The organism is Halocatena halophila (genome assembly GCA_027563145.1).
GTDB lineage: Archaea > Halobacteriota > Halobacteria > Halobacteriales > Haloarculaceae > Halocatena > Halocatena halophila.
The window spans coordinates 2,456,882-2,471,683 of sequence record CP071306.1 but is presented as its reverse complement, the minus strand read 5'-3'; the positions used below and the strand labels follow the sequence as shown (position 1 = coordinate 2,471,683).

The 14,802-nt window shown below is 60.5% G+C and carries 12 protein-coding genes; 9 read left to right on the top strand and 3 right to left on the bottom strand.

Features of this window, described 5'->3' with window-relative positions:
- The first annotated feature begins 3 nt into the window (after positions 1 to 3).
- The 3 genes from lysA to JXQ78_RS13155 are packed head-to-tail and all read left to right on the top strand — an operon-like array spanning position 4 to position 3,172.
- Positions 4 to 1,248, top strand: a complete 1,245-nt coding sequence (gene lysA, locus JXQ78_RS13165; protein WP_330631225.1) for a diaminopimelate decarboxylase — start codon at positions 4 to 6, stop codon at positions 1,246 to 1,248.
- Positions 1,245 to 2,111: a diaminopimelate epimerase gene (gene dapF / locus JXQ78_RS13160; RefSeq protein ID WP_330631224.1), complete on the top strand. Its 867-nt coding sequence runs from the start codon at positions 1,245 to 1,247 to the stop codon at positions 2,109 to 2,111. Before lysA ends, dapF begins: the two co-directional genes overlap by 4 nt.
- On the top strand, positions 2,111 to 3,172 hold the full coding sequence (locus JXQ78_RS13155; protein ID WP_330631223.1) for a M20 family metallopeptidase: 1,062 nt from the start codon (positions 2,111 to 2,113) through the stop codon (positions 3,170 to 3,172). Before dapF ends, JXQ78_RS13155 begins: the two co-directional genes overlap by 1 nt.
- Here JXQ78_RS13155 and purB read toward each other — a convergent pair.
- The gene (gene purB, locus JXQ78_RS13150; RefSeq protein ID WP_330631222.1) at positions 3,158 to 4,534 is read right to left on the bottom strand and encodes an adenylosuccinate lyase; all 1,377 of its coding nucleotides are present in this window, start codon (positions 4,532 to 4,534) and stop codon (positions 3,158 to 3,160) included. The genes JXQ78_RS13155 and purB overlap by 15 nt on opposite strands.
- A 166-nt stretch (positions 4,535 to 4,700) precedes the next feature.
- Between purB and purH the strand changes: the two genes are divergently transcribed.
- From purH to JXQ78_RS13130, 4 genes are all read left to right on the top strand, one after another.
- Positions 4,701 to 6,278 (top strand): bifunctional phosphoribosylaminoimidazolecarboxamide formyltransferase/IMP cyclohydrolase, encoded by a 1,578-nt coding sequence (gene purH, locus JXQ78_RS13145; RefSeq protein WP_330631221.1) that lies wholly within the window; start codon positions 4,701 to 4,703, stop codon positions 6,276 to 6,278.
- 75 nt (positions 6,279 to 6,353) lie between these two features.
- Entirely contained in the window at positions 6,354 to 7,322 is a 969-nt protein-coding gene (locus JXQ78_RS13140; RefSeq protein WP_330631220.1) for a WD40/YVTN/BNR-like repeat-containing protein, read from the top strand.
- Between the two features lie 79 nt (positions 7,323 to 7,401).
- Positions 7,402 to 7,581 (top strand): hypothetical protein, encoded by a 180-nt coding sequence (locus JXQ78_RS13135; RefSeq protein WP_330631219.1) that lies wholly within the window; start codon positions 7,402 to 7,404, stop codon positions 7,579 to 7,581.
- Between the two features lie 44 nt (positions 7,582 to 7,625).
- A complete protein-coding gene (locus JXQ78_RS13130) occupies positions 7,626 to 8,243 on the top strand; it encodes a YIP1 family protein (RefSeq protein ID WP_330631218.1) in 618 nt (205 codons plus the stop codon).
- 13 nt (positions 8,244 to 8,256) lie between these two features.
- Here JXQ78_RS13130 and argS read toward each other — a convergent pair whose 3' ends face one another.
- Complete coding sequence (gene argS / locus JXQ78_RS13125; RefSeq protein ID WP_330631217.1) at positions 8,257 to 10,095, bottom strand: arginine--tRNA ligase; 1,839 nt, start codon at positions 10,093 to 10,095, stop codon at positions 8,257 to 8,259.
- Between the two features lie 108 nt (positions 10,096 to 10,203).
- Here argS and folP point away from each other — a divergent pair, with 108 nt between their 5' ends.
- Both folP and JXQ78_RS13115 read left to right on the top strand, forming a co-directional pair.
- On the top strand, positions 10,204 to 12,630 hold the full coding sequence (gene folP, locus JXQ78_RS13120) for a dihydropteroate synthase (protein ID WP_330632830.1): 2,427 nt from the start codon (positions 10,204 to 10,206) through the stop codon (positions 12,628 to 12,630).
- Positions 12,631 to 12,674: 44 nt separating this feature from the next.
- Positions 12,675 to 13,712: a lysylphosphatidylglycerol synthase transmembrane domain-containing protein gene (locus JXQ78_RS13115; protein WP_330631216.1), complete on the top strand. Its 1,038-nt coding sequence runs from the start codon at positions 12,675 to 12,677 to the stop codon at positions 13,710 to 13,712.
- Here JXQ78_RS13115 and JXQ78_RS13110 read toward each other — a convergent pair.
- Complete coding sequence (locus JXQ78_RS13110) at positions 13,699 to 14,670, bottom strand: TackOD1 domain-containing metal-binding protein (RefSeq protein ID WP_330631215.1); 972 nt, start codon at positions 14,668 to 14,670, stop codon at positions 13,699 to 13,701. The two genes, JXQ78_RS13115 and JXQ78_RS13110, sit on opposite strands and share 14 nt — an antisense overlap.
- Positions 14,671 to 14,802: the final 132 nt, after the last annotated feature.

Sequence of the window (14,802 nt, the reverse complement as noted above, 5' to 3'; positions counted from 1 at the left end):
TCCATGAGCCACGGACCACCGATTCGACGGCTGTCAGACTGGCCGGCCGAGCGACTGCTGGCGCTCGCAGACCGCCACGGAACACCACTGTACGTGCTCGATCTCGAGCGCGTTCGAGAGAACGGGAGCCGACTGCAATCGGCATTTCCGGACGCACACTGCAGCTACGCCGTGAAAGCGAACAGCACGCGTGCGGTGCTCGAAACGATCCACGCGAGCGGGCTCGACGCCGAGTGTGCGTCGGCTGGTGAGACACAAAGAGCACTCGAAGCCGGCTTCCCTGGCGATCGTATTCGGTACACAGCAGTCAATCCGCCAGCGGCTGACCTCGATCAGATCGCCTCACTGGCCGCCGATCAGGAGTTCACCGTGACGTTCGGAGCGGTTGACACGCTCGATCGGCTGCTCGATCGAGGCTTTGCGGGATCGGTGTGCGTCAGGGTGAATCCCGGTGTCGGAGCGGGCCACCACGAGAAGGTCCGCACCGGCGACGCACCACAGTTTGGCGTTCCGTTCGATCGCGTCCCGGCGCTCTGTGCACGAATCCGTGACCGTGAGCCAACGCTTGCGCTCGCTGGACTCCACGCGCACGCCGGCAGCGGAATCAGTGGCGACGGCCTCGAGGCCCACCGCGCGCTCGTCGAGGGACTCGCCTCGCTCGCCGGCGAGATCGGTGGGCTTTCGTTCGTCTCCGTCGGTGGAGGGTTTGGTGTTCCCTACCGACCATCGGAGCCACCGCTCGATCTCGACGCTGTCGCAGAGACAACCCGAGACGCGTTCGGTGATTGCGACGCACAGCTTGCGATCGAACCGGGTCGCTATCTGCTCGCTGATGCTGGCGTGTTACTCACCGACGTAACCACGGTCAAACGGACACCAGACACGACCGTTGTCGGGGTGGATGCCGGCATGACGACGCTCGCGCGGCCGGCGCTGTACGACGCCCACCACGAACTCCGCCTGTTGAACGCGAGCGACGAATCGCGCCCGTCGATCAACTGTCTCGTGGCAGGACCGATCTGTGAGACAGCCGATGTGCTGGGTCGGGATCGAACGCTTCCGAAGCCCGAGTGCAACGAGACGATCGCCGTCGGCAACGCTGGCGCGTACGGCTATGAGATGGCGAGCCAGTACAACTCACGACCCCGACCGGCCGTCGTTTCGATCGAGGGCACCACACTCGTCCGCCGGGAAACTGTCGCGGACTGCACCAGACTCGAACACTCCATAGCAACCACGAACCGATGATTCACGTAGAGAAATACCACGGCACTGGCAACGACTTCATCGTTGTCGGCCCAGAGCGATCCGTTCCCGACCGACGAGCATTCGCACGACGATACTGTGATCGAACCGATGGCATCGAACCACCCACAGGAGAGACCGGAAAGCGGGGCGCAGACGGCGTCTTGTTTCTCGCGCTCGAAGAGCAGTACTCCCCACCGCGAGTGATCATGACCCTCGTTCAGCCGGATGGTTCCGTGGCACCGATGTGTGGCAACGGTGTCAGGTGTGCGGCCCACTGGGCGGGAAGCCGCACCGGTGCGACCGAACTGATGATTGATACGCTTGCCGGAACCCGACACGCGCGTATCGAAGACGACACCGTCCATGTCGAGATGGGTGTCCCTTCGTTTGATCCCGATATCGTTCCACTCGAAGGAACCTCGCCGTTGATCGACAGCCAGATCGACGACCTGTCGGTGACGGCTGTCAACACCGGCGTTCCCCACGCGGTTGCAATGGTTGAGGCCGTCGATGCGATCGATCTCGAAGCCGTTGGTCCAATCGTTCGGAACGCGTCCGTCTTTCCCGAGGGAGCGAATCTGACGCTCGGTTCGCTCAGAAGGTCGGAGCCGCCCGCGTTCGATCAGCGGACGTACGAACGCGGCGTCGAGGGTGAGACGGCTTCCTGTGGGACGGGTGCCGTTGCAGTGGTCGCAGTCGCCCGAAAACTCGGGCTAATCGACGGCTCTAATCCCGCAGCGGTGTCACTTCCCGGCGGCACCGTGACGATCGACTGGCGCGGCGATGGTGCAATCATGCGGGGACCGGCAAAGCGGTCCTACAGCACTGAACTTCCCGTGGCCGAGCCTGGAGTCATCGGCTGATGGCGTTCGATCCCCTTGAGTTCCACACGGCGGCTGTCAAAACGCCATCACACGAATCGGTCTCCGAGATGCGATCGCTACTCGTCGATTCGCTCGACGGGCTCGGATTCGAGCCAGTGGTTGATGCGCGCGGGAACACGATTGTCACCCGCAGAGCCACGGCCGACGGCCCGCATCTGGTGTTGAACACGCATCTCGACACCGTGAGTCCACCGGTGGCCTACGAACGGGTTGGCTCGACCGTCTACGGTCGGGGAGCGTGTGACGCAAAGGGACCGCTTGCGGCGTTGCTGGGCGCATTCTACGGTGTCTCCGTCGAACGCGGCCGGCTCACGCTCGCCGTGACACCCGACGAGGAGACCGGCTCGCTCGGAGCAGATGCGCTCGCGTTCGATGCTGACGGCTACATCGTTGGCGAGCCGACCGGCCTCGACGTTTGTACCGGTGCCCGCGGTCGGTTCGAAGGGACGATCACCATCAACGGAACGAACGCACACGCGGCCAATCCGGCCGCCGGAACGAACGCGATTGTGGGTGTTCCCCCCGTTCTTGAGGCGCTGAAAACGTTCGACTCGGAGTACGGACCAGGGACACATTCGACGCTTGGCGAGCCAACACTGACCCCAACGGTGATCGAAGGCGGCGACGCGGTCAATCAGCTCCCAGCGGAGTGTACGATCGCCATCGACCGACGGAGCGTCCCTCCAGAGAGCGCACACGAATTCGAGCGCGCACTGAACGAGCACCTGCAAACGACGGGTGTCGACGCTTCGTTTGCGCTCACCGACCGCGAAAGCCCGTTTCTCGAGGCCTTTGCGACCGCACACGATGAGACACTCGTCGAAACGCTACAGAATGCAGGGGCCGGCGAGCCACGGCCGTTCGGTGCGGCCACGGAGGCGGCCTACTTCGCAGACGAGCCGACAGTCGTCTTCGGTCCGGGCGTCCTCGTCGACGACGAGGGCCCGGTTGCACACGCAGACCGGGAGTACATCGAACGGGACACCATCGTTCGGGCAACGGAGATACTCGAACGCGCGATTGGCTCATTCCTCGGGTGAGCCGGATTCACGAGCCAGGGTCTCTCCAATGCCGGTGTAGCCCCCAGGAGTGAGTGACTGGAGTTCCTCACGAACTGACGCGGAAACGTCCAGATCGCCGAACAGCGCGTGGAAATCCTCAATTGTCACGTTCTGGCCTCGCGTGAGATCTTTCACGCGTTCGTACGCATCTTCGTGGCCCTCACGGCGAAGAATCGTCTGGACGGCCTCGCCGATGATCTCTGGGGTGTCTGCCAGCTCAGTGGCCATCACCTGCTCGTTGGGAACGATTTTCTCGAGTCCCGTCTGGAGTTTGGTGTAGCCGATGTGACAGTGGGCGAGCGCGGCTCCGTTGTTCCGTTTGACGGTCGAATCGGAGAGATCGCGCTGGAGTCTGGACGTGGTGATGTACTCCGCCAAAAATGTGAGATCCGCGTTTGCTTTCGAGAGATTCCCCTCGCTGTTCTCGAAGTCGATCGGATTAACCTTATGTGGCATCGTTGACGAGCCGGTCTCGGTGCTTTCGGCGCGCTGGCCGAGATATCGATCGCTAATGTAGCGCCAGCAGTCCCGATCGAGATCGATGAGCACCTGATTTGCCCGTCTGAGTGCGTCGAACAGCGCCGCTACATCGTCACACGGATTCACCTGCGTTGTCAGTCCAATGTGCTCGAAACCGAGCGATTCGACGAACGATTCGGCAAAGGCAGGCCAGTCTACCTCGGGATAGGCCACCGTGTGTGCAGCGTACGTGCCACTGGCTCCGGCGAGTTTACCCGACAGCGATACCGATTGAATCGCACCGATCGCACGCCCAAGACGGGCAGCGTACACCGCCATCTCCTTGCCGAACGTCGTTGGCGTCGCCGGCTGGCCGTGGGTCCGTGCGAGCATCGCCAGATCGGCGTGCTCGTGGGCAAGTTCAGTCAGCTGATCACGAATCGAGCGCAGATCTGGCAGGATCACGTGTTCGCGCGCGCCGGTGAGCAAAAGCCGGTGGGCCAGATTGTTCACATCCTCGCTTGTGAGCCCAAAATGAATCCACGGACCGTACTCGCTCATTGCACCACGAATGAAATACTCGACTGCCTTCACGTCGTGATTGGTGGCTGGAAACTCGCCATACCCCTCCGTTTCGATCTGCTTGATCGTGGCCCCGTCCGCCTCTTCGAACTCCTCATAGAGCGCTCTCAGTGCGGAGCGATCTTCCGGGGGAATTTCGAGCGGTATCGCGGAGCAATCAGCAAGCGCGATCAGATACTCTACCTCGACGTGAACACGTGCTCTCATTAATCCCATTTCGCTCGCATACGGTGCCAGCACCGCCGTCCGATCGGCGTATCGGCCGTCAAGCGGTGAGATGGCTGCCAACGGACTACTCATACCGGTGCTCGGAGGAGCCACCGAAAAAGCGTATCGAAGCCATCCCCACGGGAGAGGGTGGAAATATACACAAACATGCATAAGTATAAGCGTTTCGTGGGAGACTGATACACGTCTCTGCGGATGAATCGACATTCATTTGGGAGCGGGTCCGTCTCACGTAGATATGGTACAGATCGCGGGGATGGCCAGTAATCGCGGCCGGAATCTACGCAACATTGCGGATCGATCGCCTGGCGGAGCGGAGTTCTCGGTGATTTTCACGAACGACGCGTCGGCACCAGTGCTCTCAGCTGCCAGCGAACGTGACATTCCGACTGAGGTCGTCGAGCGAGACGCGGACGAATCGCGCGAATCGCACGAACGGCGCATTCTCGATCGGCTCTCGTCGTACGATGTGGATCTCGTCTGTCTGGATGGCTACATGCGTGTACTGACGGAGACGTTTCTTGAGGCGGCTCCGCTGACGCTGAACGTCCATCCGTCGTTGCTGCCCTCGTTCAAGGGGATGGACGCCTGGGGAGATGCGCTGGACGCCGGCGTCAGAACAACCGGGTGTACGGTCCACGTGGTGACCGAAGCGGTCGATGAGGGTCCGATCGTCGCACAGGAGCCAGTACCGGTGTACGAGGACGACACCGCCGCTGACCTGAAAGACCGGGTGCTCTACGACGGCGAGTTCGTCGCGTATCCGCGTGCCGTTGAGGCTATCGCCGAGGGTCGAGTGTCATTTGATGGCGACGCCGTCACCGTTACCGGCGACGACGATGGAGCGCTACCGACTCGTCGGTACACGACCGGCGATCGAGTGGCGTCGCTGCGCTATGGGGAAAACCCGCACCAGGAGGCGGCCCTCTACGCGGATCGATCGTGCGGTGAGGCGAGTGTGGTGGGTGCAGAGCAGCTTAACGAGGGAGCCAAAGCGCTCTCGTACAACAACTACAACGACGCTGATGGAGCGTTGAACCTGATCAAGGAGTTCGACGAGCCCGCGGCGGCGGTGATCAAGCACACGAATCCGGCGGGCTGTGCGAGCGCGGAAACGCTCACAAAAGCGTATGAGAAAGCGCTTTCGACCGACCCAATGAGCGCGTTCGGCGGGATCGTGGCGCTCAACCGCGAGTGCAACGAGGCCACTGCCGAACAGATCATTGACTCGTTCAAAGAAGTCGTCGTCGCCCCGGGCTATACGGAGCCAGCGCTCGAAATCCTCGAAACGAAATCGAATCTCCGCGTGCTCGACGTGGGAGAGAAGCTTGAGCGGACCGAACAATTCACCGAAAAGCAGATCGTCGGTGGCCGACTCGTCCAGGAACGCGACGAACAGTTGCTCACGATCGACGATCTCGAGGTCGTTACCGACCGCCAGCCAACCGACGAACAGCTCGAATCGATGCTGTTCGCCTGGTCGGTGATCAAACACGTCAAATCAAACGCGATCATCTTCGCCGATGGCACCGAAACCGTTGGGATCGGCATGGGGCAGGTGTCGCGCGTGGATGCCGTCCGACTGGCGGGAATGAAGGCCACCGAACACGCAGAGGGGAAATCACCGGATGGAGCGGTGATGGCCTCCGACGCCTTCTTCCCGTTCCCCGATGGCGTCGAAGCGGCCGCCGAACACGGAATTGAGGCCGTTATCCAGCCCGGCGGGTCGAAAAACGACGATACCGTCATCGAAGCGGCCAACGAACTCGACATGGCGATGGTGTTCACCGGCCAGCGAGCGTTCCGACACGACTGACGGCAGAAATATCAACTTTTATTCTATAAATTCCTTCAGGAAACGAATAACCCGGTTCATCCCATAGCGTTTGGTATGCTCCTGGCAGGCACGGACGACGGCGTCTACCGAATTGCGGAACCGACTGAAAGCGCTGGGTCAGTTCCGAGCGACAGTGTACTCGAACGTGGGCGAACGATGCGAGTGCGGACGTTCTCGGCTGTTCCGGGTGCGTTTGCAGCGACGAAGGATGGACTCTATCACACGATGGATGGAACGACCTGGACCGATCTCGGCGTGCCACAGACGGAGGTATACAGCGTTGTGGCAGGACCAAACGGTGATCGCCTCTACGCCGGCACCCATCCGTCGCACCTGTATGTCACGGAATCGTTCACGCCAGGTGGCGAATCCCCACCGTGGCGGGAACTGACTGCGCTCCAGAACCTTCCCTCACGAGATGACTGGCACACGCCACGCCACCGCAACGTATCGCACGTCAGATCGCTCTGTACACACCCGGATCGACCGGATCGACTGGTCGTCGGCATCGAGGTTGGCGGCGTCCATCTGAGCGACGACGGAGGAGAAACCATCACAGAACGACGACTCGACGCGTTCGACAGCACGTATAGCAATGACGTTCACCACGTGTTGCTGACTGATCCCGACCGATTCATCGTTGCCACCGGCGGTGGACTCTATCGGACAACCAGCGGCGGCACCGAATACGATCGTATCGACGACGGATTCGAACACTCCTATTTCCGCGAATCGTACGAAACTGACGACCGACTGATTGCTGGCGCTACCCGCAATCCGCCAGGGAGCTGGGGTGGTCCTCGAGGAACTGACGGTGCACTGTTCGAATCGACAGATGGTGGCGACACGTTCGAGCAGGTAGCGTATCCCGGCGAACCCACCGAGTTCGTTCTCGCCTTCGAAGCGACCGAAAACGCACTTGTTGCAGGCACAAACGACGGATCGATTCTCAGACGGACCGAGCGTGGCTTCGAACGGTCCTGTAGACTTTCAGCACCCATCAGATCGCTTGCATCGATCTAATAACACTCGAGCGAAAATAAAGTAAATTATAATATATTATAGTTAATTTAATATTGATCCAGTGCATAATATATAGCTCATGGCCCTCCAAACAACCACCTACGTAATCGGACTGATGTTCGTTACGGTCGTCTTACTCGCCCTTGGCGTGTACACAGTGTCCACGCCGATGGTCGTCAGCCACCAGCCCTCGGTGGCAGCAGCAGTTGTGCTGGTAAGTCTCTTCGTCGGCTTCGATCTCCGCAGACAGGTCGATTGATCACCCACAACACTCTTTTTGGCTGCCCCTTACTGTGCGGATAGATGATACATCACGTGCGGTTAGTGTACGACGCTGCCGACACGTTCCTCAGCCACCAGCTCAGAGAACCATCGACACGCGGATCGGTCGCCGTCGTGGTCGGAACGATCGTGAGCACGGTCCTCTCACAGCTGGTGTTGCTTGCGTTCGTTCTCTCGGATGGTTGGTTCGTGCTGACCAGCGGGCTGTATGGTGTGGTGGTCGAATGGACGATCCGAACGGTCGGTAGCTGGTTCGTTTTCGCGGGGGTTCTTCAGGCGTTTTCGGCGCTGTTTGACCGTGATGGTTCGTTCGAACAGCTGCTCGTGTTGCTCGGGTGGGGCTATCTTCCGTTGTGTGTGGCCGGCGTGGTGCTCACGGTCGTGACGGTCGTTGTCGGGGTCGTCAATCCCGGTGGGACCGCCGCCACGGTTGCGAACCTTCCGGCAGGTGTCACAGCGTTTCGGGCGTCTCCACTGTTCATGCTGGTTGGAGTCGGTACGAACGTACTGTTCGGCGTGAGCGTGTTGGTGTGGGCGGTGATTCTCAGTCGAGCCCGAGCAATTCGTCTGGGGCATTCGCTCGCGCTCGTCATTCCATCAGCTGTTGCGGTGTTCGGCTTCTTCTATGGGATCTTATGAGCAACGCGTCCGATTACATCCGATCGAGCATCGGCACGTTGGCGAGCTCGAAGCCAGCCTCAAAGGCGGTGACGGACGCTGCGACCAGCGCGAGCCGCCGTTCGCGGACGGTTTCGTCGTCGATGACGCGGTTTTCGTGGTAGAACTTGTTGAACGTCCTGGCGAGATCGAGGAGATACTGGACGAGCGGCGACGGATCGTACCGTTCGCGGCTCTGTTCGAGGACGAGCGGATAGCGAGCAAGCTCGACGGCAAGCTGATAATCGTACTCGTTGAACGCCTCATCGGCAACCGACGCTGGATCAGGAACCGACTGTTCAACACGATCGAGAATGTTCACGCCGCGGGTTGCGGCGTACTGCACGTACGGGCCAGTGTCGCCCTCAAGTGACGTTGCCTGCTCGATGTCGAAGGTGCTGTTTTTCGTGCGGCGTTTGTCGACGTTCTCGAAGGTGACGGTGCCGAGCGTGACACCCTCGGCGATCTGGGACGCCTCGTCTTCTGAGAGCTCCGGATAGTTCTCCTGGACCACAGACAGCGCCTCCTCGTGGACGCGATCAAGCACAGCAACCGCAGATATCATCCGCCCAGCACGGGTTGACATGCTTCCCTCGGGGAGATCGACCATTCCGTACTCAACGTGCGTGAACGTCACGTCGGTGAAGCCAAGCTTCCGAGCGGCGGCGAACACCTGCTGGAAATACTCGCGCTGTTCTTCTGCAACCACGTAGATCAGCTCGTCGAAGCCTTCTGCGACGCGATAGGCTATTGTGGCGAGATCTCGCGTTCCATACGTCGTCGTTCCATCGCGCTTTTCGAGGACGAGCGAGCCGTAGCTATCGTCATCGTCGGGAAGCTCGTCGATCGGGTCGGTTCGCACATCGGCAGTCTCTGGTGATTCTACGCCGTCGAGTTCGTCGTCAAACACCGGGATAATCTGTGCGCCATCATCAGTTTCGACGGCAATCGATCGAGCGAGCGCTTCGGATCTGATCTGACTCGTCCAGCTCTCGATGACGTAGTAGCTTTCGCCGTGCCAGGTGTCGAACTCGACGCCCAGCCGGTCGTACGTTTCCTTAAATCGATCGAGACTCGCGGCAGAAAATGCCTCCCAGCGCTCTCGGAGCGTTGGATCACCATCTTCGAGGCGCGCAAAGTACGACCGGCCAGTGTCACGCAGCGCTTCGAGTGCGTCTTCATCGCCAGCGTCAGCCAGTTCGGCTTCCTGCGTGCCATAGCGCTGGTAGAGATCGAGAAGATACGTGATCGGTTCGGTTTCGAAGCGCTCGGTGTCGTCGGCCTGTTCGTACTCATACAGCATGTGGCCGAACTGCACTCCCCAGTCGCCGATGTGGTTGTCACGAATCAGCTCATAGCCCTGCGCGTCGAGGACGTTCGCGAGCACGTCGCCGAGAACGGTATTTCTGAGATGGCCAATGTGCATCGGCTTGGCCACATTCGGCGAGGAAAATTCGAACACGGCCGACCAGTTGCGGTCATCGACGACGCCATACGACGTTCCCGCATCGAGAATTCGAGCCATCGTTTCAGTCGCAACGTGATCATCGTCGACGTAGACGTTGAGATAGGGACCCGTCGATTCGATTCGGTCGATCCAGCCACCATCGAGCCTGCTAGACAGTGTTTCTGCCAGTTCGGCTGCGATCTCTGCCGGCGGCTGATTGCGTTCGCCGGCGAGCTGAAACGCAACCGGCGAGGCGAGCAGCCCCTTCTCGGCATCGCCGTATTCATTGATCTCCACGGGCACCGGCGACACTGCCGACGCACAGCCCCACTCGCGTAGAATCGCCGATATCTCCTCGACGAGACGATCACGTAGAACTTCCAGCATACACGTGCGCTTGGGTTTGCTGTGGAGTGGTTTCAATGTATGGATACGGCGCGTTCACCCCGGAGTGGCGTTCGACAGCGTAAAGCGAACCCTGAGAAAACGAACTGTATGGAGTATTACGAGGCCGCGAACGTTCTGTTCGACCTCAATCGATACCCCTCACGCAAGGGAACGGCCGCAACCAGCGCATTGCTGGGTGCATTCGGCGATCCGCACGACGAGCTCACATGCATTCAGATCGCCGGATCGAACGGCAAGGGATCGACCGCACGAATGGTCGAGCGGGTGCTTCGCGAGGCAGGACTCTCCGTCGGACTCTACACGTCGCCACATCTCTCCGACGTTCGCGAACGGATCCGTATCGACGGCCGACCGATCAGAAAGGCCGCCGTCACCTCGTTTGTCGAGCAGGCACACGACCACATTCTCGAAGCGGCAAGCGACGGTAACGCACCAACGTTCTTCGAGACGCTCACTGCACTGGCGCTTTTCGAGTTCGACAGACAGGACGTTGACGTTGCTGTCCTCGAAGTTGGTATTGGCGGCAAACACGACGCCACGAGCGTCGTCGATCCGGTTGCAAGCGCCGTGACGGCGGTCACGCTCGAGCACACGGATATTCTGGGCGACACTCGCGAGGAAATTGCCCGGGATAAAGCCCACGTCGCCGGTGAGAACCCACTCGTGACGGCCGTCACCGACGAGGCACAATCGGCGATCACCGACGTTGCCGGATCGGTGGTCGCCGTCGGGGGGCCAGACAGCGACACACCCATTTCGGTCGAACATCGCGGCCGGGACGGACTGCGATCGGCCGTCGAAATCGAGGGGCCATCGTGGACGATCACCCCCAGGCTCTCGTTGCTTGGCGCTCATCAGGCGCGAAACGCAGCGATTGCCAGCGTGCTCTGCAAGCAGGTTGCCGACATCACTGCAGAGACGCTGGTTCGTGGACTCGAAGCCGCCCACTGGCCGGGTCGCTTCGAAGTGCTGAGCCAGAACCCCCTGGTTGTCCTCGATGGCGCACACAATCCCGGTGGGGCCCAGACGACTGCCGAAACGCTCTCGTCGTTCGACTACGACGACTGCCATCTCATCTACGGTGCGATGAGCGAGAAAGACCACGCAGGAACGCTCACCGCGCTCCCGAGTGCTGAGAGCGTGATCGCGTGCGAACCCGCAACCGAACGGGCTGAAGACGCAGACGTACTCGTCCGCACAATCGAGCGCACCACTGAGAGCGACGCAACCGTCGTTCGATCCGTTCGATCGGCAGTCGAAACCGCCCTCGAACGGGCAGACGAGAACGACTGCGTGCTCATTACCGGCTCGCTCTACACTGTCGCCGAGGCGCGCGACCGATGGACGGCCACCCCGACGGTTTCACGGCTCGAAACGCTTGACGGTGCCAGATCGCTGTTGAGAGAGCGTGATGTCACGCGCGAAGGCGTCTGGCGAATGCGAGCGAAAGGCGTCCACCGCGCCGTCTCGCTTCGCGTGCTCGGCCGACAGGCCCGCTTTCTCAAAGAAGAGCTGTTGAGTCTCGGTGGTGAGTGTTCGATCTCTGGACTCTCATCACACACGCACGAGCCACGATATCTGAACGTGGTCCTGATGGGCACCTTGTTCCAGTTCAAGCGCCTGATTGGGAAGCTCGAAAGCCAACCACACGGTCTTGACCACCTCGGAACGGACCTGCGCCAAGCACTTTCAATCCAGACCGAATCACCGGCACACGGCTATCCATGGGAAGAGGGGATGGCCGTGATGGGAATCATCAACGTGACGCCGGACAGCTTCCACGATGGGGGCGAGTACGACAGCACCGGTGGAGCACTCGAACGGGCCCAGACGCTCATCGAGGAAGGAGCCGACATCCTGGACATCGGTGGCGAAAGTACCCGGCCGGGTGCCGACCCTGTCCCAGTCCAGACCGAAATCAACCGGGTCGTTCCCGTGATCGAGCAACTCGCCGGAACTGATTGTCTCCTCTCTGTCGACACCCGAAAGGCAGCGGTAGCCCGCGCAGCACTCGAGGCCGGTGCTGACATCGTCAACGACGTTTCCGGACTCGAGGACCCCGCGATGGCGGGCGTTGTCGCCGATTATGACGCGATGGTAGTGGTGATGGACAGCAACGAAACCCCGGTTGATCCGACCACGACGATCGAGTATGACGATGTGGTGAGTGACACGATCGATGCCCTGCGAGAACGCGTGTTCCGTGCCGAAAAAGCCGGGCTCGACCGCGAGCAGATCATCGTCGATCCCGGACTCGGCTTTGGGAAATCCGCCGCTGAGAACTTCGAACTGCTCGGTCGGGCCAACGAGTTCCACGCGCTTGGCTGTCCGGTGTTGATTGGACACTCACACAAATCGATGTTCGAGCTGATTGGACACGGTCCTGACCAACGACATATTCCAACCGTCGCCGCCTCAACGATCGCCGCAGAGCGCGGTGCGGATATCGTTCGCGTTCACGATGTTGGGGCGACGGTCGCGGCGATAGACACCCAACAAGCCACACGACGATGAATACAGAACGGTGCGTATAAGCGCCTGCCAGGACTTCACAGCGTATGGACAGGATCAACGGTCGATCGATCGCCCTGGGGTTTGCGGGCTCGCTGGTGGTGTTTGGCGTGCTCTACTGGCTCGCTGGCGTCGATCCGTCGGCGACGATCGATGCGGTCCATGCGGCCGATCCACTCGTTCTGGGACTCGTTTTTTTGTGTGGCGTGGTGTGGCTGACTTCCTGGGGACTTGCGCTCCGAACGGTGCTCGGTGAACTCGGTGCGTCCATCTCGGTGGCGCAATCTACGGCAATATTTTCTGGGGTGCTCTTTGCCAACAACGTCACGCCGTTCGGACAGGCCGGTGGTGAGCCGATCAGTGGGCTGTTGATCTCACGGATTACCGACCAGCGCTACGAGCGTGGGCTGGCCGCGATCGCCAGCGTTGATGCGTTGAACTTCATTCCCTCGATTGGGCTCGCGCTCTGTGGACTCCTGATACTCGGCGTTGACGCACCCAACACGACACAGCTCCCGGTCGTGGCCGGGACCTTCCTCGCGCTGGCCGTGCTCGTTCCACTGTGTGGTGCCATTAGCTGGCAGTACCGACACCACCTCCAGCGGGGTGTCGTTGCCACGCTGGGGCCGATCGTTAGGCTCCTCTCGCGGATTCGCAATCAGACGATCACGACGGGGGCAATAGAGCGACGGATTGGTGGGTTTTTCTCGGCGATCGAACGGATCGGCACCCGACCAAAAACGCTGCTCGTCGCGTTGTTGCTCTCCTCAGTGGGCTGGATCGCACAGGTGGGTGCGCTCTGGCTCTCATTGCTCTCTCTCGGACACACCGTGTCACCAATGGTCGTGTTGATCGCGATTCCGATCGGGGCGATCGCCGGCGTGACGCCGTTGCCCGGCGGCCTGGGTGCGATCGATCTGGTGCTGGTGGGCGTCTTGCTCACACTAGTGTCAATCGCGAGGCCGACGATCCTCGCGGCCGTACTCATCCACCGATTCGTGATCTACGTCATTCCGACCGTTGTCGGTGGGGGTGTCGCTGCCGTCGTCGCAAGCGAGAATCTTCGAAATACTACCGAAAACTAGCGGTGAGTCGCTCGAATACGGACGATCGCGAGCGATCTGATCGCTCACAGTCTGTGGTGTAATCCGGAGTTAGAGAACCCTCCTGTGTGTATCGAAGCAGTTTGATGTCATAGTCTTCGGCGAGCGTATCGGCCCGCTCTGTCACGGAGCCCGAGGTCGTTGCCAGCACGCCACGCGCGTTTGCGGCCGTTGTGGTCCGATGCAACCGATCAACGTCGGTTTCGTCCGGTCGGTCGTGCACGGCACCGATGACTCGGTCGTCAAGAAGCTCCTCGGTCGCATACAGATGCACGTCGCGATCGCCGTCATCCGTTCGAACGACCGTATCAACTTCCACTTCGAAGCCGCGATCGACCAACATCGATTGCAGTGCGGCTCTCGCGTTCAGCTGGGTGGTGAGCCACTGGTGGCCGTACTCTTCGATCCCATAGCCATAGAGCACCCACTCGATCGCATTCTGCGGGTCGAACACCGCCGCACACTCACGACAGCGCAGGGCACCGACCGTTCCGTCGGCGTAGCTCCCACAGGTCTGACAGACATGCTGGTGGACCACGGGCAGGTCCTCGATTGCAACGCCTTGCTCACAGTGGGGACACACGCCGCCGTTTTCGGCCTGAAACTCCGCTTCGGGAGCAATGACGCCACACGGCGGGTGTTCTCGTTGCTGGCGTTCGATCGTGTGCTCTGAACCACAGTCTGCACACACCGTCGTATAGCGCATGCCATCGGCGCGACACTCGGGGCAGACGTACGCTTTTTCCTGAAATTCGCGGAACAACACCCCCATCTCCGCGAGTCGTTCGAGCGCTTCAACCGGATCGCCGTCCGACGGCGGGAGCTCGCGCTCAACCGTCGGATAGTTCACACCCCCATCGTCGGTGATCGACGGCGAGAATCGTTCGACTGAGCCGTCAGCTATTGTCTGTAACAACCGCAGTATCCCAGGCGTCGCCATGGTCGACCGTTCAGTTGCCAGCATAATATTCATTGGCATTCAATACTTTCAGCGATGAATTCACTCGCTGCTGATCGGTGAGTAACTGGTGTGTGAGCGGATCGGGCGTTTTTCACGGATCGGAATCGACAG

Excerpts from the sequence above, each read along its gene's own strand:
- lysA (WP_330631225.1), top strand. The coding sequence starts at position 4 with ATGAGCCACGGACCACCGATTCGACGGCTGTCAGACTGGCCGGCCGAG.
- dapF (WP_330631224.1), top strand. The coding sequence starts at position 1,245 with ATGATTCACGTAGAGAAATACCACGGCACTGGCAACGACTTCATCGTT.
- JXQ78_RS13155 (WP_330631223.1), top strand. The coding sequence starts at position 2,111 with ATGGCGTTCGATCCCCTTGAGTTCCACACGGCGGCTGTCAAAACGCCA.
- purB (WP_330631222.1), bottom strand. The coding sequence starts at position 4,534 with ATGAGTAGTCCGTTGGCAGCCATCTCACCGCTTGACGGCCGATACGCC.
- purH (WP_330631221.1), top strand. The coding sequence starts at position 4,701 with ATGGTACAGATCGCGGGGATGGCCAGTAATCGCGGCCGGAATCTACGC.
- JXQ78_RS13140 (WP_330631220.1), top strand. The coding sequence starts at position 6,354 with ATGCTCCTGGCAGGCACGGACGACGGCGTCTACCGAATTGCGGAACCG.
- JXQ78_RS13135 (WP_330631219.1), top strand. The coding sequence starts at position 7,402 with ATGGCCCTCCAAACAACCACCTACGTAATCGGACTGATGTTCGTTACG.
- JXQ78_RS13130 (WP_330631218.1), top strand. The coding sequence starts at position 7,626 with ATGATACATCACGTGCGGTTAGTGTACGACGCTGCCGACACGTTCCTC.
- argS (WP_330631217.1), bottom strand. The coding sequence starts at position 10,095 with ATGCTGGAAGTTCTACGTGATCGTCTCGTCGAGGAGATATCGGCGATT.
- folP (WP_330632830.1), top strand. The coding sequence starts at position 10,204 with ATGGAGTATTACGAGGCCGCGAACGTTCTGTTCGACCTCAATCGATAC.
- JXQ78_RS13115 (WP_330631216.1), top strand. The coding sequence starts at position 12,675 with ATGGACAGGATCAACGGTCGATCGATCGCCCTGGGGTTTGCGGGCTCG.
- JXQ78_RS13110 (WP_330631215.1), bottom strand. The coding sequence starts at position 14,670 with ATGGCGACGCCTGGGATACTGCGGTTGTTACAGACAATAGCTGACGGC.